Origin of the sequence: Methanolobus psychrotolerans (assembly GCF_002243045.1) — an archaeon.
In the GTDB taxonomy this organism is placed as follows: Archaea; Halobacteriota; Methanosarcinia; order Methanosarcinales; family Methanosarcinaceae; genus Methanolobus; species Methanolobus psychrotolerans.
On the sequence record NZ_MBKP01000029.1, the window covers coordinates 15,289 to 35,498 of the forward strand.

The window sequence follows — 20,210 nt, forward strand, 5'->3', positions numbered from 1 at the left end:
GTTTTAGAAATTACCTTTGTATATCTTCAAACCAGTATCCGAAACTGCAAGGATCCAGGGCTCCATACTATGGGAAGAAGCACGCATTTTCCGTACTCTCATATATCTGTTTGCAACATTACCTTTAAGATGCAGACCCAGTTCAATAATTCCGTCAGCAAGGTAACCTTCCATACCAGTTGAAGAATCTGCCATATCAGATAGTTTTTCTTCTTCGAGAATGAGAAACGTTGTGAATTCCTCACGCCTCAGGGTTTCAAGCATTTTATACATATTTTTTCTTAAATCACGAGGCTCTACGCTCAGAAGAGAATATAATGCACCAAGAGAATCTATTGCAACGCAGGTACATTTTTCTCCAACATTTTTTTTAAATTGAAGTATGTTTTCTTCAAGGATGCCAAGAAGGTCATCTGAAAAGTCATCATACTGTACCCTATAATCACTAAAATCCGAAATATGTAACTTATTGGATAGACTGATACCCATACTACCCATATTCTGCAGATGATTCTCTTTACTTTGTTCAAGAGTGACGTATAAGCCGTACTCATCCTGCTGTTCCAGATAATTGGAAAGAACCTGAAAAGTAAAACCTGACTTTAAAGTACCTGCTGCACCGGTTATAAGCACAACACTGTTTTTGGGTATATCGGTCTTAAAGACCTCATTCAAACCATCTATAGTATCCACAAATCGCATTATACCCCTCTTTCTTTACGCTACAAAAAAGAAGTAACAATAATAGAGTCTGAATAATATATATCTTTAATGGCAAAAATGATGAAATATCAAGAGGATAGTAGGTCAATCCCACGTTAACAGATAGAATCTCCAGATACAGACCTCATCCACCTTTTAAGCAGATGGAACTCTTTCTTTTCAAGTACATTAGAATCCATCTGCAGAATCATCCTTGAACTGGATGCCATAATAGTGTCATTGGTCTGTTCTATCAGTTTGACCACTGAGAGAAAATCATTGTCAAGTATCAGGTACTCCAGACCATCCATCAAAACGACACCATCGTCTATCTTATTTAAAAAATCAGCGATTGTAGGATATATTCGGAAAAGTTCTGTTGAATCGATGACTTGCTGACCGTTCATTTTATTCTTTGTAAGCCAGACAATTGGTGTTTTAGTGATTCCATACATATTGCGGATCTTATCCGGATTCCTCCTTGTAATACAAAGACCGGGCTTCCCACTCCTGACAAGTTCAGAAAATAACCGATAACTTTGTTCAGAATCCTCACATTCTGAAACATATATATAGCCACCTTCCAGCTCAACCTTAATGTCCCTTACATCCCCATCCACATCTTCGGTTAGGGGAGTGATGAATATTCCCCTTAAACGGGAACGATCCTGTAATGTGATAATGAGTCCCTGCTTTCCACCTTCGTCCACCAGAAGAGAAGTTGAGACGTTCATCTGGATTTTTTCACCATGTTTTGTGAAAAATATCATTTCAAAGTCTGTTTTATCAGCAAACTCCAACATATCCATGTTTTCTGCGAATTCCCTTATGGGCCTTGCAATAAGCTCACCCACATCAAAACCAAGAAGGTCTGCTGCATTTTTGTTGGCTGTAACTATTTTTCTTTTACTGTCAAGAGATATAATGGCAATCGGTGAGGCTTTTAAAAGATTGTCAAGATATTCATTTGCCCTTTTGATTTTAGATTCCGCTTCAAGCCTTTCTGTAATGTCCTCACCTGAAACAAGCAAACCATTTATATTCCCCTCGGAATCTTTCAGTCCAATGTTGGTCCAGCTCATTATTCTCTTTTGCTGATTACTGGTGAGAAATGGTATTTCAAAATACCCATTCCTGGAACTTTCACCGGATAACAGGCTGTTAAATCTATTTATGGCATTTTCCCGGAAAATATCAGGTACATAGTTGTCAAACCAGTCATTTCCAATAATCTCATCCTCACTGTAACCGAGAATCTCACAGCCTTTTTTGTTAATTAGCCTGACAATGCCTTTTTCGTCAAGAACAAGCAGCATTACTCCTGCAAGGTCCAGATAATTCTGCGCCTGGTCCCTTTCCGCTATGAGTTCATCGTGCAGTTTCTTTATCCGGAGAAGAGAGCTAACTCTTGTTTTAATTTCAAGCCTGTCAAGAGGTTTTGTTAGAAAATCATCAGCACCTGCATTGATACCTTTTATACGATCTTCAAGGCTTGAGAGTGCTGTGACCATTACAATCGGGATTAAGCGTGTTTTTTCAGAACCTTTCAGTATTTTACAGACTTCATAACCAGTAATGTCCGGCATCATAAGATCAAGAAGGATTATGTCAGGATTATGTGACTGCACTTTATCCAGTGCCTCAATTCCACCGGATGCAGAGATAATCTCATAATCATGTGTCAGATAAGCATCAAGCAGCCTGATATTCATTGATTCATCATCAACTATCAGCACTTTTCTTTTTTTCTGTTCATCCATTCCGGTCACTCATAAAAAGCTCTGTCAACACTTAGTGCCTTATTCTAAGACATGTCTCAAAACTAAAAGACATTATAATATTTAAGCTATATAAATAAAACCCGAATACAATGAATGAGATCTTATAGCACATTCAACCAAAATTACTGAAGAACACAACCATTATGCACATGTTTAGGTTTCTATCCTCTTCATCCCGACATATATAATGCTTCCAGATTACAGAATTACAGATTGATACTTGATGAGCGGGAGAAACTGCATGATAACAAAAATACTGCAGAAACAGATGGATGAAGCTGCAAAGGATATTCGCTATCTTCTTGAAAGAGGATATCAGAGAGATAGTTCCATCAGGTTTACAGGCGACCATTACTGTCTTGGCAAAAATGAAAGATATATACTTGCACGTACTGTGTTTTCGACAGGAACATCCGCAGAACGCAAAAAAAAGAAACTTAAATGCGAGGAACTAAAAAGCAGGACACTTCTGATAGATGGGTATAATGTTCTTATCACACTGGAAAGTCTGCTCAAAGGAGAAAAAATGTGGCTGGCAGATGATTCTTTTGTGAGGGATATAAGGGGAGTGTTCAGGAACCACTCAAATGATCATGTCACTTTCGAAGCTGTCGAGGAAATGTTATGTTTTCTTTTAAATTCCAGAATAAAAAATGCTGATGTACTATTGGACACCCAGATGAAGAACAGCGGAGAACTGGCCGCATTCATCAGAACAAAAATGGAAGAACATTCACTAACCGGTGATGTCAGGACATCAAAACATGTTGACTATGACCTGAAGAACTGCAATCCATCATATGTGGTAGCGACAGCTGATGGGATAGTGATTGATGCTGTTAAAAACGTTGTTGATATTCCTGGGTGCATATTAAGAACGTGGAATAATGAGAAAAAGTGTATATCTAAATGTGACCAACAAATCTAATTATACAGAATACTTTAGGAAGTATCATGAAAAAACTGGGAATAGTGGTTACAGATCCAACGGACTGGACTGCAGACGCATTGATACAGGAAGCCAGGAAAAGAGATTTTGAAACCTTTTGCCCGGACCTTGGAAAAATGGAAACTTCCATTCAAAAAAACATTGAACATATGACCAGTGAGATCAACCTTTTAGAATTAGATGCAATCATTATAAGAGATATAGGGCCGGTGAAGAATGATTCTCATGTTTACCGTTTCAATGTGCTTCAACAACTTGAGGAAAGCGGAGTGACTATAATAAATTCCCCGGCTGCCATACAGAATGCGGCAAACAAGTTCAATGCAAGCTGCCTTATTTCAAAAGCTGGCATTCCCACACCTGAAACCTTTGTCACACAGGAAACAGAAAAGGCCATGAAAATAACCGAAACTCTGGAAGATGTTGTCATCAAACCAGTTTTCGGGTATAAGGGAATAGGAATCAAACGTATAAAAAAGAATGAAGTTATAGGTCCGGACGGGATTCCGGAGAAAACAACAGCTTATGACTTTGTTTGTGGTCATATCGAAGAAAAAGGAATGGTTTATATACAGGAATTCATAGAGAACCCCGGACGGGACATTCGCGCATTTGTTGTTGATGGGAAGGTTATCGGTGCCATATACAGGAACGCACCTGAAGGCTGGTGGCTTAACAATCTGAGCCAGGGTGGCACTCCGCAGGAATGCAGGCTTACAGAGGAACAGGAAAATATGTGCATTGGTGCTGCCGGAGCAATTGGGGCAGTATTTGCCGGAGTTGACATAATTGAAAGTAAGGAAGGATGTTTTGTCCTGGAAGTAAATGCAACTCCTTCGGGAGCAGGTATTTATAAATCCCTGAATATCAATGTTGCAGAATACATAATAGACTCCATAGAAAACAGGCTTTAAGAATGCCTGAAAAAAGGAAGAATAATGACTGAATATAAACAATGCATCGTTATCAGAGACGACCTCAAATTGTCAAAAGGAAAACTTGCTGTGCAGGTTGCACATGCAGCAGTATCTGCTTCAGAATGGGCAGACCGCACAACCCATGATAAATGGAAAGAAGGGGGACAGAAGAAAGTTGTACTGAGAGTTGCCACATTGAAAGATATGTTCGAATTAAAGGAAGTAGCTCGGAGACAGGGACTTCCAACGGCACTTATACAGGATGCAGGACTTACCGAAATTGCACCGGGAACTGTCACTGTGCTTGGCATCGGGCCTGCAAAAGCAGATGAAATTGATAAGATCACTGGTAACCTAAAACTCCTGTGAGTATCAGGCAATATTCTGCAGAGGGTTAGTATGAAAAAAGAGGATAAAACGAATCTGGCACTATATGCCATGCTATATGCAGCATTAATAATAGCAACCCTGTCTTCAGGATGCCTTTCCGAACCAATGGGCAAAGTAGGAGATATTTTCAACCCATCGTCTATCAATCTGTTCCAGAATGAAGACTATTACCAAATAGATACGAATGAGCTTACGACCCCGATTATTCTGACCCAGCCAATATCCATGTATGAGGACAGACCGAGGGACCTTACAGATAGTTTACCGGGTTTTGAAGTTTCAAGTTACTATTACTACACGCAATTTTATGAAGGAAGCGAGAGTGTAATCAAAGTATACGTGAAAAATATGGGTGATACGCCGGTTTACGTATACCAGTTCGGATTTTTACTGACCCCTGAAAAAGAACGATCACTGCAGGAAACTGGTACAATTATACTTGCTGGCGACGAAAAAAATGTAGGAACAGTATCAATCAATGTTCCGGATGATCTGGACGAGCTTAAACTCCAGCCCCAAATATCATTGTTTTCGCAAACTAAATCCGGAAAATGGCATGACTACAAGGAGCAATATTTTGAAGAAATAACGATAGATGTTTCAGAAATAGCAATTATGCAGAAACAAAAATACATTTCAAACCCTGAGAATATTTTTAATCAGGTTAATAGTAAAATAGAACCATTTGATGTGGGTGTCCGGACTATGGCTGCAGCTTCTGCGAAGAAATATCCCGGACAATATAACATATACCAGATATGTGCATTGTTCGATGACACAAAAGAGAAAATAATATACATCAGTGACCCCAGGGGAAAAGACCTCTGGTCCACACCCAGTGACACAATAACCATTGGTGCAGGAGATTGTGATGACTATGCCATTCTTCTGGCATCATTAATAGAGTCTATCGGAGGAACCTCACGAATCTACCTGACTGATACACATGCCTTTACAGCAGTATACATAGGTAACAACACAAACGAAATAGGAACTGCAATCGGGAAATACTATGGCTCCGTACCAATATATTATACAACAGATGAATACGGATCATGGTTAATGCTGGATCCGACATCCAGCATGTATGCAGGGGGACTCCCTGGAGGAACAGCTCCAACTCGTGAAGGATGGACTTTCCTTAATACTACGACAGTCAATGTTATTGATATTGCACCTCAGAACTAGGATGATTATAAATGATACCACCAATTGAAATAAAGATGGGAATAGAACTTTACGTTACACATGCCGATGGAATTGGAGGTGTGCTTAGACAGGAACCAGAAGATTTTGTTGTCAGAGAAATAACAAATCGTGAAGAAGGTGACAGCGGGAAATACCTTGTCCTTGAGATGACAAAGACCAACTGGGATATGCACCACCTTATAAGAGACATTTCACGCAAACTTGGCATCAGTCAGAAAAGGATCGGATTTGCAGGTACAAAGGATAAAAGGGCAAAGACCACACAAAAGATCAGCATATATGATGTTTCAGAAAAAGAGATCGAAGACTTCTACCTCAAAGATGTGCAACTGAAGGTAATAGGACGGTCCAGCAGATCCCTTGGACTTGGTGACCTGTACGGCAATGAATTTGCCATTACAATAAGAGATATTGATCTTAAACCTATTGAACTTGAAAAAGCCCTTCGTGAAATAACTAAAGAAATAGTTGCACTTGGAGGAGTTCCTAACTTTTTTGGGATCCAGAGGTTTGGTGCTATCAGGCCTGTTACCCACATGGTTGGAGAACAGCTTCTAAAAGGTGATTTTGAGAAAGCTGCACTTGTATATATTGCACAGTCGTTCCCTGATGAACCAGACGATGTAAGAGAGGCCAGGGATTATGTTTGGGAAACCAGGGATTTTGCTGAAGGACTAAAAATATATCCGCTGCGCCTTAGATATGAGAGAGCAATGATGCATTACCTTGTAGAGAATCCGGGGGATTTTTCAGGTTCTTTTAGCGTACTTTCAGAAAATATCAGCAAGATGTTCATACATGCTTACCAGTCATACATCTTCAACCGTATCATCTGCAAAAGAATAGAAAGCAGACTCCCCCTAGATAAAGCCCAGAAAGGAGACATCATATGCTTCAAGAACAAGGAAGGTCTGCCTGATGTCACAAAAATGCAGAAGGCTTCTGAAGAGAATATCGATGGAATGAATAATCTACTGAGAAGAAGAAGGGCATTTATAACTGCACCCCTTGTTGGATATAGTACCGAGTTTGCATCAGATGTACCGGGAAACCTTGAAAAAGAAATATTCAATGAGACCGGAATGCCACAGGAAAACTTCCAAATGACACAACTACCGATGCTTGCATCAAAAGGACTTCGCAGGGAAATGTTGCTCTACTGCGAACCAAAATATGAAACCGGAGAGGACGACCAGAACCCTGGAAAAAGTAAGACAACACTTACCTTTTCCTTGCCAAAGGGAAGTTATGCAACAACAGTTCTCAGGGAATACATGAAAACAGAGCCATTAAAAATGAGCTAAGCCCACAGAAGTGGGCTTTATTTTCTGATATCTAATTTTGCTTTTCCACCATTGCCTGAACAAAAACCCTGAAAGGTGGTGACGGGTTGCCAGGACGGGACTTGAATTCCGGATGGAACTGTGATCCAAAGAAGAACTTTTTACCGGGAATCTCAGCAATTTCCATTCTATTTCTGTTCTTACCGGAAAATACCATTCCGTGGGCTTCGATCTTGTCCACATAATTCGGATTGACCTCATACCTGTGCCTGTGACGTTCTACTATCCTGGACTGGCCATATATCTTTTCTGCAAGTGAACCAGGCTTCAGGTCTGCTTCATAATCACCAAGGCGCATTGTTGCACCCATATCAACCACATTTTCCTGTTCAGGAAGCAGATCAATAACAGGATAAGGAGTATCTTCATCAAACTCCGTACTGTTGGCATTTTCAAGACCTGCCACGTGCCGGGCAAACTCGATGACAGACAACTGCATTCCAAGACAAAGACCAAGATATGGGATATCATTTTCCCTGGCAAATTGTATAGCCTTTATCTTGCCCTCAGTACCTCTTTCCCCAAAACCTCCGGGAACAAGTATACCATCATATTCTGTGAGAGATGAGATTGTTTCAGGGTGCTCTTCAAAGGATTCTGCATTTATCCAGCAGACTTCATAATTTACACCGCACTCGATAGCTGCATGTTTAATAGAAGCGCTTATACTCAGGTATGAATCTTCAAGATAAGTATATTTTCCTACAATGCCGATCTTTACTCCACCGCTGAGATTATGCATCCTATCTACCATCTTTGCCCAAGAGTCATCTGTTTTTGAGGCGCTGAGGTCAAGATGTTTCATAAGGTAATCAGTAAGTCCTTCGTTCTCCATCATCAAAGGCACTTCATAAATATCGTCTGCATCATGAGCACTTATAACTGCTTCTTCAGGAACATCACAGAAAAGTGATATCTTGGAAACAGTGCTTTCAAGCAACGGTTCCTTACATCTTGTCACTATGATATTGGGTTTAAGACCAAGCTCCCTTAACTCTTTTACAGAATGTTGTGTAGGCTTTGTTTTCTGGTCACCCTGGGGGTCCATGGGCACAAGTGTCACATGTACAAAAGCAATATTTTCCCCTGGCTCCTCCCTATACATCTGCCTTACAGCTTCCAGAAAAGGCATGCTCTCAATGTCACCAACTGTGCCCCCGACCTCTATCAGACAAATATCAGCCCCGCTCTTGGCAGCAACTTTGCGTATTCTGTCTTTTATTTCATTAGTAATGTGCGGAATAATTTGCACAGTCTTCCCAAGATATTCACCCCTGCGTTCCTTGGAAATCACAGATTCATATATTTTTCCGGTTGTAAGGTTGTGTTCTCTTGTAAGTTCCGTATCAAGGAAACGTTCATAATTTCCAAGATCAAGGTCTACTTCTCCTCCATCTTTGAGAACAAAAACCTCACCATGCTGAAAAGGACTCATAGTACCTGCATCAATGTTAATATAAGGATCAATCTTGATGGCTGTGACTTTGTGCCCCCTGTTCTTCAGGTTACGCCCGATAGAAGCAGTGGTAATTCCTTTTCCAAGCCCACTCATTACGCCGCCGGTTACTATGATATATTTCATATTATTCACCTTGATTATCGTTTAGATTTAGGAAGTCTTAATAATAGGTAAGCCATAAAAAATGTCAGTAAAATTGAATAGAATACAGATTGGTAAAAACCAAAGAGTTGCTCCAGATCAATAGATAACACTACAAGAGCAAGAACAGACACTAGTAACAATAACAGAATAGCCCTGAAAATACTTGACGAATGTGAAGCAGTCAGGCCCAGCACAGATTTAACCATTTCAACAGATATGGAGGGGAGCTGAGCACTCCAATGTTCTCCTTCATATATACCAGAAGAAGACTTGGAGGGTTTTGATGATTGGGACGGTTTTGGCTTATAAAAAGCCTCGTCAACGTCCACAGAAAAACTTTGTTCATTTGGACCCGGATGACCCAGATTAAGGTTAAAGCCCTGTCTTTTGGAACCATATCCAACAGTAATAAAAACCTGCCCTTTCGTATAGAGCCTCCCATCATATGGAATCCTTGCTATCAAAGGTATATATTCCTCATGCTTAACATAAGGATTGTCTTCCAGAACTGTGATATTTTCCCGAAGGGCATCACTGACAGATAAATTGACATGGGTCGGTGCGCCATAGTTGATGAGTACAATTTCAAAACTGCGTTCCTCACCAGGAGATATAGGCAACTCAACAGTATCCGTATCGAATTCCAGCGAATTTACTCCAAGCCTGTTGATATGCACCTGTTGCAATTGAATTTCCCCACATTTCATTCCCTAAGATCAGGAGGAAGCATATTTGGTATACCCCCCTCTATGGGATAATATTCATTGCAGACAGAACAATACAGAGTGCCCGATATAACCTCACTTGCATCTTCCTTTTCTATATTAAGGACAAGATCTCCTTTACATATGGGACATGCAAGAATATCCATAAGGTTCTTTTTCAACTCGATCACCACCTTTCAATACGTTACAATCAATATAAGGTTTTTCTATCATGGAACCTATATTGATTGTACTAGTAATGAGAATTCCTGCACAGTATTCTAAAATGAAGAGATAGTTTAATTTACCTTCTTACCAGTACAATATTCCATGTTATCCATTTTCCTTATGGTACTGGACTTTGCTGTTCCTATATTGATAATGATATTCTTAGGACTTTTCGGAACAGGCATCCTTATAGAACTTGGATTCATGCAGAAATTCTCAGGACTTGTCAGTCCACTTTTCAAATACACAAACCTTCCTGATACTTGTGCATCGGCTTTCATGGTCTCGCTTGGCTCTACGGTAGCTGCAAACGGAATGGTGGTTAATTTCAGAGATAGCGGATGCATCAACGAAAAAGAGACCATGCTTTGCGCATTGCTTAATAGTACACCTGCATATGTAAGAGAAATAATCACATATCAGATACCAATTGTACTCCCAGCACTCGGACCTGTTGTGGGGGGGTTCTATGTAATGGTATTCATATTGACTGCAATCGTTAAGGTCAGTGCAGTGATATTACTTAGCAGAATATTCCTCAAAAAGAACAGATGCGTGTATGCTGAAAATACATCATCAAAGAAGGTTACCCTTAAAGATGCAATTAAAAGATCCCTGAAACGCAATCGCAAACTGTTCACAAAGATATCAATGATATATATTTCGATGACGACAGTTGTTTTTGTACTCAGAGAACGGGGAGCCTTTGAACTATTTAATGTATTGCCGCTTGCAGAACTTTTCGGAATACCTCCGGAAAGTATTGTACCCCTCACCAGCTATGTTGCAAGCCCCATCCTTGGAATATCGCTATTGGGACCAATGATAAGCAACAACGGAATATCATACATCCAGGCAATGATAGTACTTATGCTTGGAAGTATGTTTATGCTTCCCATATTCAGTATCAGGACACTTCTGCCACGATACATATCAATATTCGGTTCACGCATAGGGATAAGGATTGTAGTGTTCTCAACAGGGATCAGTATATTTGTCCGGTTTTGTATCCTTATTATACTTCTTTCAATAGCCCGCTAATAGAGAAGTCATATATCTTTTTTTTGAAGATGAACGAAGTCTGCCATTTAAACTACTTGTAGGTATTCAAATTAGAATTGGGATTTTAGGATGATATAATATATCTTTCTAATTTAAAGATATTAAAAGTATAGTTTTGTATTTATGAAATATCTGATCTACAAATAGAGAGTCTAAATAGTACAAACAATTGGTTTGATTTGCAAAAAATAGTGAAATAATAATCACTCCCAAATTGAGACACAAAAGTAGAATCAACAATAAATTAATATATTATATTATCCTCTATATAATAACGTGGAGATACAATCCATATTATACCGATATGTCGTGCAATTTTTGCACAGGTTATGCAATACCTAAAATGGGAGATATGAATAAAATGGTAAAAATAATGATTGTGGACGATGCTGCATTTATGCGTATGGTCATAAAGGATATATTAACAAAAAATGGTCATGAAGTAGTTGGCGAATGTGTTGATGGCCTTGATGCTGTACAAAAATATCCACAGATAAAACCAGAACTGGTTTTTATGGATATCGTTATGCCAAATATGGAAGGAATTGATGCTCTCAAAAAAATAATGGAAATGGATCCTGCCGCAAAAGTAGTGATGTGTTCATCCATTGGACAGCAATCAGTTGTAACTGACGCACTCAAAACCGGAGCACTTGATTTCATAGTTAAGCCGTTTGATGCAGCAAAAGTCCTAGAAGTAATTGGAAAAGTAGTCTAACATGACCATCAATGTACTTGTAGTCGATGACTCCGCGCTCATGCGTAAAGTTGTCTCTGACATCCTGAAAGAAGATCCTGAAATTAACGTAATAGCTACTGCCAGGAATGGTCTTGAAGCAGTAGAAAAAGTTGAGAAATTCAGGCCGGATGTAGTAACTCTGGACGTTGAGATGCCGGTACTTGATGGATTACACGCTCTTGGATACATAATGAGCGAATGTCCTACACCAGTTGTCATGTTGACAGCAATCGACTCCAGGTCCGCAGAGAGCACACTGAATGCATTTGAGTATGGTGCAGTTGATTTCATACAAAAACCATCTGGAAATATTAGTTTAAACATTGTGGATATTGCTATAGAGATCCGCACAAAGGTTAAAATCGCCTCCAAAGTGGACCTGAAAAAACTCGGGTTCATGGAAGAACACGTGAAAAAATCACGTGAAAATGAAGGAAAAACTTTGCATACTACACAACAGAAGCAGGTAACTCAGAAAAACAAATACTATGCAAGAGGTAAAATCGTTGCTATTGCGTCCTCAACAGGCGGACCGCGTGCACTAGAACAAGTTATTCCCAAATTACCAGGTGACCTGAAAGTTCCTGTTGTTATAGTCCAGCATATGCCCGCAGGATTTACAGCATCGCTTGCACAAAGACTTGATGCTCAGTCCCAATTGACAGTTACTGAGGCAAAGAACGGGGATGTGCTTCATGCCGGACATGCATACCTTGCACCTGGAAACTATCACATGGAGATAGTAGCAATGGAAAAAGGTGGCATTTACCATGAAGCTGTTTCACTTAACCAGAATCCTCGTGAACATGGTGTCAGACCCTGTGCAAACATACTTTTCAAATCACTGGTGCCTATCTACGGATCAAACATCATAACTGCTGTTTTGACAGGTATGGGAGCTGATGGTGCTGATGGTGTTGAAGAAATCAAGAAAGCCGGAGGAAAAGCAATTGCAGAGGATGAAAGATCTTGTGTAGTCTATGGTATGCCAAAAGCGATCGTACAACGAGGTCTTGCCGACAGTATAGTTCCCCTGGAAAAAGTGTCAAGTGAAATTGTACGGATGCTGGATTCATCAGGTGATTGAAATGTTTTTGCAAAAGGAGAAGATCATTATGATCTTAGGGTTGGTGTGACCATGGATATGTCAGAATATAAAGAAATTTTTAAAGCAGAATCTGAAGAACATCTGCAACAACTTAATGATTCATTGCTGGGGCTTGAACAGAATCCCAACGATCTGGAATACATCAATACCATGTTCCGTTCAGCACACACGTTGAAAGGGATGTCAGCAACGATGGGATTTAACACCATAGCAGAGCTGACACATGAAATGGAAAATTTAATGGACATGGTCAGAAAGTCACAGGTGATAGTGAGCAACGGACTCATAGATGTCCTTTTTGAATGCCTGGATACTCTTGAAGCACTTGTTAACACAGTAGATAGCGGAGAAGAAATAGACATCACTTCCTTACAGGCCACCCTTTCAAAAGCAATGCAAGGGACACTGCCTATACATGAGATTGCATGTTCAATTGTCGAAAGTACAAGTACTCTTCAAAGCGAGATAGGTACAAATTTACAGATAGGAGCAATAATTAGTCCCAAATTAGGTATTGAACTATCTGAATATGAAAAGCAGGAAGTAGAATGCGCTGCAATGGAGGGGAACAGGGTTGTATCCTTAAAAATAGTTCTTGATGAATCATGCGTTCTTAAATCCGCAAGGTCTACACTTGTACTTATTAATGTCACAAAGATGGGGAAAATAATAAAGTGTAAACCAAGCGAAGAAGAACTTGAGGATGAAAAATTTGGTTTTGAATTCACAGTAATATTCACTACAAAAAATACGGATGATGAAATAATAGGAAACCTCAGGAAAATATCCGAAATTAAAGATGTAATTCCCACCACAATTTCGGAAACCTACCATACTGAAGAAAAGCATCTGGATAAAAAAGAAACTGGTGAGGAAAACCAGCAAACCAGTTCCAGTGTTAAAAGGTCGGATACAGTAAAGAGCATACAAAGTGTCAGAGTTAATATTGAACGTCTTGATAACCTGATGAACCTTGTTGGAGAACTTATTATTAACAAGATAAGGCTAAACCAGCTTGCTTCTGACCTTAATGCAAAACATCTGGATGAATCACTTGCCAATCTTGACCGTCTCACAAATGAGATACAAACAGAAGTTATGGAATCAAGAATGGTTCCTATAGACCAGATATTCAGTAGATTCCCAAGAATGATAAGGGATCTTGCAAAATCAGAAGGCAAACAGATAAATCTTATCATTGAGGGTCAAGAGATAGAACTTGACAGGACTGTACTCGATGAAATCGGTGACCCACTGGTACACCTGCTGCGTAATGCAGTAGACCATGGAATTGAACCTGAGGAAGAGCGCAAAAAACTTGGAAAACCTGTTGCAGGACTTGTCAGACTTGCAGCTTCACGTCAGAGAAACAGTGTCCTTATAGAAGTAGAAGATGACGGAAAAGGAATGGACCCTGCCAATCTGAAAGACATAGCCCTTAAAAAAGGAATACTGACCCGGGAAGAGGTTGACAAACTTTCGGACACAGATGCTATGAATCTCATTTTCATGCCCGGTTTTAGTGGGGCTAAAACCATCACCGATGTTTCTGGAAGAGGAGTCGGTATGGATGCTGTCAAAACAAAGATAGAATCCCTTGGTGGAAGCGTAAAGATCAGTTCTGTGGCTGGCCAGGGAAGCATTATGAAACTACAGCTACCACTGACAGTAGCCATTATCCAGTCACTCATGGTTACCGTAGCCGATGAAACATATGCTATACCGTTAAGCAATGTTGTCCGTGACGTCGGAATAAAGTCCAGTGACATAAAAACCATAGAAGGAAAAGAAGTAATCCTTCTTAGAGGAGAAGTTCTTCCATTGCTGAGATTGCATGATGTACTTGAATGTACAAAGGAAGAAGAAGATAAAAAGAATCTCATCGTCGTTGTTGTTGAAAAGATGGGAAGCAACATCGGATTTGTAGTTGATAATCTTCTTGGACAGCAGGAAGTAATTATTAAAACGCTTGACAATAAACTTTTGAAAAATATGAGGGGATTTGCAGGTGCAACCATCCTGGGAGATGGAAGTGTTGCGCTTATCCTGGATATTGCATCATTGATCTAAATACGAGGGAATAATATGGCAGAATTGGACGAAATGGCAAAAGGAGCATTTCAAGAAGCAGGAAACATTGGAATGGGCCATCTGGCTACTTCACTTTCAAAAATGGTGAATCGGGAAGTAAAGATAGATATCCCTGTTGTTGAAATGCTTACTCTGGATGAAATAATTGCAAAGAGTAATGAAGAAGGAAAAAATAAAAGTGTCATAGGTATACACTTGCATATGTCCGGAGATGTGGACGGTGGAACTCTTATACTACTCCCAAAATTCTCAGCATTATCATTTTCGGACTTACTTATGAAAAAATCCATTGGAACAACAACAAAAATAGAAGAACCGCAGATCAGGAAACTGCGTGAAATGGGAATAAATCTCTGTAGTTCCTACATGCGGGTTGTCAATGAATTCCTGGGCATCAATCTCATTATAGGAGATCCAAGTATTGATGTAAATATGGAAGGAGTAGGGGATTTCATAAAGAAGGAAATCGGAAACCTTGCTGACAAGTTTATTGTTGTGAAAGGTGAATGTTTGATACCATCCACAAATTCAAAGAACGAATTTAACATGCTTTTCGAGCCTGGAGCTACAGATATAATAATGGCAGCTATCATGAAAAAGATGATGGGATAAGATGAACAGTGCCCATTTTGCTCTGGATATTGGAACAAGGACTGTTGTCGGGCTCATTACAGACGATGAGCATCTCAATATCAAGGCTGCATGCATATATGAACATAATGAACGGAGCATGCAAGATGGACAGATCCATGACGTTGAAAAGGTTGCAAAAGTTGTGGATGCAGTCAAAACCGATCTGGAAAAGCAAATCGGGCACAAATTATCGGAAGTATCAGTTGCTGTTGCCGGTAGAGCCCTGAAGACATCTAAAGTAAAACGTTCAGTGGAAATACCCTATAGAGAGATTACAAGAGTGGATATTTCTGAGCTGGAATTTGAAGCTATCGCAAAGGCAGGCAATGAACTTGAAACTGATGAAGGATTTAATTGTGTAGGATATTCTGTTGTCAGCTATGAACTGGACGGACAGAGAATATCCAATATCGTAGGCCAGAAAGGAAATCATATTTCTGTGGAAGTACTTGCAACATTCCTTCCTGAAGCTGTTATCAATAGTATGTTTTCTGTCCTTGACAAATGTTCCCTTAAGGCATCCAGCATTACACTGGAACCTATCGCTGCATTGAATGTTGCTATACCTACCGATATGCGCAAGCTCAACATCGCACTGGTGGATATCGGGGCAGGCACATCTGATATCGCAATCACTGATAATGGAACTGTCATCGGATATGGGATGGTACCTGAAGCAGGAGATGAGATAACTGATTTCATATGTGACTATTATCTTGTAGATTTCAAAAAAGGTGAAATGATAAAACAGTCACTGACAAACAATGAAAATATAGAACTGGAAGATATTTTCGGCGTAACATCAGAAATCCCTGTAAGCCAGATTATTTCAGACATAGAAAATGAAGTGGACAAACTTGCAATGCATATTGCAGAAGAGATCAAATCCCTCAACAATAAAATACCACGAGCTGTTGTCCTTGTTGGTGGAGGATCGCAGACTGCAGGACTTAAAGAACATCTTTCAAAACATCTGGAGCTTCCAGTACAAAGAATAGGCTTCCGCCTTCCAAAACAGATAGAAGATTTCACAGATAGTACCGGAAAGGTTACTGGAGCTGATATGATAACGCCTCTTGGAATTGCCAGGATGGCCATCCAAAAGAATGGCATCGAGTTTTTAGATGTTTCAGTTAACGGTTCAGAAATACATCTGATGGATGTTAATGGACTGTCTGTAATGGACGCTCTTGTTTCCGCAAAAGTTAAACGGCTCTACCCACGTCCAGGAATGGCTGTTAGTTTGAATGTTAATTCTAAATTCCATACCATTGAGGGAGAAGTAGGAGAACATGCAAAGATATTGCTTGATGGAAAGGAAGCAAATCTTGCAGACCCCATCCACAAAGGTGCAGTTATTGATTTTACAGCTCCTGCAGATGGAAGAGATGCACATGTGAAGGTAAAAGACCTGCTGGTCAAATTTAAAATACCACCCATTGTGAGAATAAAGGTTAATGGTAACGATAAAGAACAAATCCCTTTTGTCAGTATAAATGGTAATCCGGCATTAGCTAATGATAATGTTCCCGACAGAGCACAGATAATTATCAGACCTCACAGCCTGAAAGATGTCCTGGAACAGGAATACAATACAGAGGACATTGGGATGATCACTGTCACTGTAAATAACCAGATACGATATTTTGACAAAATGAAGTATATTGTCAAACTCAATGATAATATTATAGATTCATCGGACCTTTCCACCCATATCGTTGAAGATGGTGACGTTATAAACATAGAAAAAACCGGATTTGAATATAAACTGGAAAATATCCTGAGCAAACCAGAAGAAGGCAGGAAGATTAGTGTTTTCCTTAACGGTGAAGAGGTAGTATTCAACGGATCTCAGGCACAAATCACCGTGAATGGGAAAAAAGCAACCCTTTCTGACATAATACATTACGGTGACACTATTAATATTAAAAACGGGAAAGAAGCAGACCCTATTCTTTCAGACTTATTTGAGTTTATGGATATAAGAAAGGAGGAACTTGTAGGCAAGAGCATGAGGCTTCTTGTAAACAGTGTTCCAGCCCGGTTCACAACCCCACTGAGAGACGGTAACAATGTGACTATAGAATTTATAGAGGGATAAAAATGCTTGAAACCATTCAGAAAAAAGATGAGGATTATGAGTTGCTCAAAGTACTGATACAGAAGAAACTTGGTTTTAACTGTGAACAATATAAAGACTCACATTTTAAAAGAAGGATTGATGTCAGACTACGTGCAACTAATTCCAAAACATACAAAGATTATGTGAAAGTTCTCCAGACTGACGGCGACGAATATCCAGAACTTATGGAAACACTGACAGTCAATGTTACTAACTTCTTCAGGAACACAGAAGTGTACGATATTGTTGAGAAAGAAGTGTTACCTGCAATTATCAAAGCAAAGAGCAGTGGACTTCGTTCCATACGCATATGGAGCGCAGGATGCTCCATCGGAGTTGAAGCATACTCTATTGCAATGTTGCTACACCACATACTGGGTGATGATTTCAAGAAATATAATATTAAAATAACCGGCACAGACATCGATAAAGAAAGTCTCTTAAAAGCCCAGAAAGGCATTTACTCAAATGCTGAAATGAAAGATGTAAGGCCTGCATTTCTGAACAAGTATTTCACCAGAAGCGGCAACGACTACATGATATCTGATGAACTGAAAAAAATTGCACAGTTCAGAAAGCAAGATCTTATTTCCGGTCCAAAAATGAGCGGTTTTGATGCTGTGTTCTGCAGGAATGTCACCATATATTTCCAGAAAGATCTACAGGAACAGCTCTACATGGATTTCTATAATGCACTTTCAAAGGATGGATTCTTTGTAATGGGAAAAACTGAAACGCTCATCGGACCTTCAAAAGATATGTATAAAGCGTTCAATTCGAAAGAGAGAATATACCAGAAATGACACTTCATACTTTGTAAGGGATAATATCTAAAATGCGATTCTGGAGCTAAACATGAAATATAAAATATCAAACCTGACTGAATTACAGATCAGTGCTTTAAGAGAAATCGTTAACATAGGTGTGGGTAATGCTGTCACTTCTCTTTCAAAAATGATCTCAAAAGAAGTCAAAATAGAAGTCCCCGGACTTAAAGTAGAATTGATAGAGAAAGTACCGGAGATTGCAGGTGGAGCTGACATCATTGTATCAGGAGTTATTATGCACCTGACAGGAGATGTTGAAGGATACATAATGATGATGCTTTCGGAGGAAACGACTGAAACAATATGTAATATAATTACTAATGAAGAAAATACCGATATCCTGGATCCATTGAATCAGTCTCTTATAGAAGAAGTTGGACACATACTTGCAGGGTCATATGTCAGCTCTCTTTCTGATTTCCTGGGACTGAACATTAAAATATCACCACCTATGCAGACATTTGACATGCTTGGTGCCATAATAGATCATATACTCATAGAGATGAGTACAAAGGCTCAGCATGCACTGCTTTTTGATACATTGTTCATGATCGAAGGAAATAGAATGAATGGATTGTTCCTGACCTTGTTCGATCCTGATTCAATGGATATTATACTTGAACGGATTGATAGAATGATCTGACAGGAGTGAAATAAATGAACATAGTACTTGACAAATTCTATTATGATGCATTGAATGAAGTGGGAAACATAGGGATGGGAAATGCAACAACTGCCCTGTCACAACTTGTTGATAAATCAATAAATGTAAGCAGTTCAGCCCTGACATTGCTTAGCGCACAGGATATCAGCAAGAATGCAAACAAAGACAGGATAGGAGCAATTGTAAGAGTTATGGGCGATATGAACGGAGGATTTATACTCATAATCAGAAAACACCATTCAGAAGCACTGGCTGAAATGCTTCTTAAAAATAATGCTTCTGAAGATGATGACTATATGAAAAAATCAGCTTTCATCGAAGTTGCTAACATCCTTGCAGGAAGTTATTATAATGCCCTTTCTAAATTCCTGAATCTGGCAATTGTTCCTTCTGTTCCCAAAATATCTGAAGGAACCGCTGATGAAATATTCACAAAAGCAAAACAACACATAAACGGGAAAATGGAACACGTATTTGGTCTGACAACACTTTTTGAAGTTGCCGGAGAAGATGAATACCATAGCCTCAGCGGTGACATGTACATGTTGCTGGATTCAGCTTCTCTGCAATCCATACTTGGAAGGATAGAAGAAATGCGTACGAGATAACTATGATAATAGTGGGAATGGCCGATAGTGCTGTGGCAAGGAAGCCTGTAAAACTTACGACCCTTGGACTTGGGTCATGCGTAGGCATTTCGCTGTATGATAAGAGCACAGGCGTTGGCGGGATGGTGCATATTATGCTCCCGAGCATAGAACAGGCACGGTCAAAGGATAACCGTGCAAAATTTGCAGACACGGGCATACCTGCTCTTCTTGATAGCATGGTTGAGGAGGGTGCTTACAAGCACCGCACTACTGCAAAAATAGCAGGTGGTGCAAGCATGTTCTCATTTAATTCCAATACACAGCTAAATATCGGAGAGCGAAATGTGACGGCTACAAAGCAGTCACTGAAAGAACTTAGAATTCCCATTATTGCAGAGGATATTGGACTAAATTATGGACGTACTATAATACTTGACACCGAAAACGGAGAACTTACTGTCAAGAGTGCGCTTAAAGGCATCAAAACATATTAATATATATGTTAACTGAATAATATATGTGCTAAGAATAGAATGTAGGTGGCAGCA

Annotated in this window: 20 protein-coding genes; 15 read left to right on the top strand and 5 right to left on the bottom strand. The window is 39.6% G+C overall.

Annotated elements, in window-relative coordinates:
• Positions 1 to 3: 3 nt before the first annotated feature.
• Both BB781_RS10150 and BB781_RS10155 read right to left on the bottom strand, forming a co-directional pair.
• Positions 4 to 702, bottom strand: a complete 699-nt coding sequence (locus tag BB781_RS10150) for an RAD55 family ATPase (RefSeq protein ID WP_094228380.1) — start codon at positions 700 to 702, stop codon at positions 4 to 6.
• Positions 703 to 818: 116 nt separating this feature from the next.
• Positions 819 to 2,462 (bottom strand): DUF835 domain-containing protein, encoded by a 1,644-nt coding sequence (locus BB781_RS10155; RefSeq protein WP_094228381.1) that lies wholly within the window; start codon positions 2,460 to 2,462, stop codon positions 819 to 821.
• A 262-nt stretch (positions 2,463 to 2,724) separates the two neighbouring features.
• Here BB781_RS10155 and BB781_RS10160 point away from each other — a divergent pair, with 262 nt between their 5' ends.
• The 5 genes from BB781_RS10160 to truD are packed head-to-tail and all read left to right on the top strand — an operon-like array spanning position 2,725 to position 7,252.
• On the top strand, positions 2,725 to 3,411 hold the full coding sequence (locus tag BB781_RS10160; RefSeq protein ID WP_242492615.1) for a DUF434 domain-containing protein: 687 nt from the start codon (positions 2,725 to 2,727) through the stop codon (positions 3,409 to 3,411).
• 26 nt (positions 3,412 to 3,437) lie between these two features.
• Positions 3,438 to 4,346, top strand: coding sequence for a tetrahydromethanopterin:alpha-L-glutamate ligase (mptN, locus tag BB781_RS10165; protein ID WP_094228382.1), 909 nt, complete (start codon positions 3,438 to 3,440; stop codon positions 4,344 to 4,346).
• Positions 4,347 to 4,370: 24 nt separating this feature from the next.
• On the top strand, positions 4,371 to 4,718 hold the full coding sequence (gene pth2 / locus BB781_RS10170; protein ID WP_094228383.1) for a peptidyl-tRNA hydrolase Pth2: 348 nt from the start codon (positions 4,371 to 4,373) through the stop codon (positions 4,716 to 4,718).
• 30 nt (positions 4,719 to 4,748) lie between these two features.
• Complete coding sequence (locus BB781_RS10175) at positions 4,749 to 5,927, top strand: transglutaminase-like domain-containing protein (RefSeq protein ID WP_094228384.1); 1,179 nt, start codon at positions 4,749 to 4,751, stop codon at positions 5,925 to 5,927.
• Between the two features lie 11 nt (positions 5,928 to 5,938).
• Positions 5,939 to 7,252, top strand: a complete 1,314-nt coding sequence (gene truD, locus BB781_RS10180) for a tRNA pseudouridine(13) synthase TruD (RefSeq protein WP_094228385.1) — start codon at positions 5,939 to 5,941, stop codon at positions 7,250 to 7,252.
• A 31-nt stretch (positions 7,253 to 7,283) separates the two neighbouring features.
• On the opposite strand, the gene pyrG is transcribed toward truD, so the two are convergent.
• The 3 genes from pyrG to BB781_RS10195 are packed head-to-tail and all read right to left on the bottom strand — an operon-like array spanning position 7,284 to position 9,789.
• Complete coding sequence (pyrG, locus tag BB781_RS10185) at positions 7,284 to 8,873, bottom strand: glutamine hydrolyzing CTP synthase (protein ID WP_094228386.1); 1,590 nt, start codon at positions 8,871 to 8,873, stop codon at positions 7,284 to 7,286.
• Positions 8,874 to 8,887: 14 nt separating this feature from the next.
• Positions 8,888 to 9,571, bottom strand: coding sequence for a DUF7524 family protein (locus BB781_RS10190; protein ID WP_449288762.1), 684 nt, complete (start codon positions 9,569 to 9,571; stop codon positions 8,888 to 8,890).
• Positions 9,572 to 9,597: 26 nt separating this feature from the next.
• Complete coding sequence (locus BB781_RS10195) at positions 9,598 to 9,789, bottom strand: methytransferase partner Trm112 (protein ID WP_242492616.1); 192 nt, start codon at positions 9,787 to 9,789, stop codon at positions 9,598 to 9,600.
• A 139-nt stretch (positions 9,790 to 9,928) separates the two neighbouring features.
• Between BB781_RS10195 and BB781_RS10200 the strand changes: the two genes are divergently transcribed.
• From BB781_RS10200 to BB781_RS10245, 10 genes are all read left to right on the top strand, one after another.
• Positions 9,929 to 10,867, top strand: a complete 939-nt coding sequence (locus BB781_RS10200; RefSeq protein WP_094228389.1) for a nucleoside recognition domain-containing protein — start codon at positions 9,929 to 9,931, stop codon at positions 10,865 to 10,867.
• 382 nt (positions 10,868 to 11,249) lie between these two features.
• The gene (locus BB781_RS10205; RefSeq protein ID WP_094228408.1) at positions 11,250 to 11,606 is read left to right on the top strand and encodes a response regulator; all 357 of its coding nucleotides are present in this window, start codon (positions 11,250 to 11,252) and stop codon (positions 11,604 to 11,606) included.
• Position 11,607: 1 nt separating this feature from the next.
• Positions 11,608 to 12,714 carry a protein-glutamate methylesterase/protein-glutamine glutaminase gene (locus BB781_RS10210; RefSeq protein ID WP_094228390.1) on the top strand — a complete coding sequence of 369 codons (1,107 nt, stop codon included), beginning with the start codon at positions 11,608 to 11,610 and terminating at the stop codon, positions 12,712 to 12,714.
• 51 nt (positions 12,715 to 12,765) lie between these two features.
• Positions 12,766 to 14,805, top strand: coding sequence for a chemotaxis protein CheA (locus tag BB781_RS10215; RefSeq protein WP_094228391.1), 2,040 nt, complete (start codon positions 12,766 to 12,768; stop codon positions 14,803 to 14,805).
• Positions 14,806 to 14,820: 15 nt separating this feature from the next.
• Positions 14,821 to 15,438 carry a chemotaxis protein CheC gene (locus tag BB781_RS10220; RefSeq protein WP_094228392.1) on the top strand — a complete coding sequence of 206 codons (618 nt, stop codon included), beginning with the start codon at positions 14,821 to 14,823 and terminating at the stop codon, positions 15,436 to 15,438.
• A gap of 1 nt (position 15,439) precedes the next feature.
• Entirely contained in the window at positions 15,440 to 17,560 is a 2,121-nt protein-coding gene (locus BB781_RS10225; protein ID WP_094228393.1) for a cell division protein FtsA, read from the top strand.
• Positions 17,561 to 17,562: 2 nt separating this feature from the next.
• Positions 17,563 to 18,384: a CheR family methyltransferase gene (locus BB781_RS10230; RefSeq protein WP_094228394.1), complete on the top strand. Its 822-nt coding sequence runs from the start codon at positions 17,563 to 17,565 to the stop codon at positions 18,382 to 18,384.
• 52 nt (positions 18,385 to 18,436) lie between these two features.
• On the top strand, positions 18,437 to 19,051 hold the full coding sequence (locus BB781_RS10235; RefSeq protein WP_094228395.1) for a chemotaxis protein CheC: 615 nt from the start codon (positions 18,437 to 18,439) through the stop codon (positions 19,049 to 19,051).
• A 14-nt stretch (positions 19,052 to 19,065) separates the two neighbouring features.
• Positions 19,066 to 19,680, top strand: a complete 615-nt coding sequence (locus BB781_RS10240) for a chemotaxis protein CheC (RefSeq protein WP_094228409.1) — start codon at positions 19,066 to 19,068, stop codon at positions 19,678 to 19,680.
• A 2-nt stretch (positions 19,681 to 19,682) separates the two neighbouring features.
• Positions 19,683 to 20,156: a chemotaxis protein CheD gene (locus BB781_RS10245; RefSeq protein WP_094228396.1), complete on the top strand. Its 474-nt coding sequence runs from the start codon at positions 19,683 to 19,685 to the stop codon at positions 20,154 to 20,156.
• Positions 20,157 to 20,210: the final 54 nt, after the last annotated feature.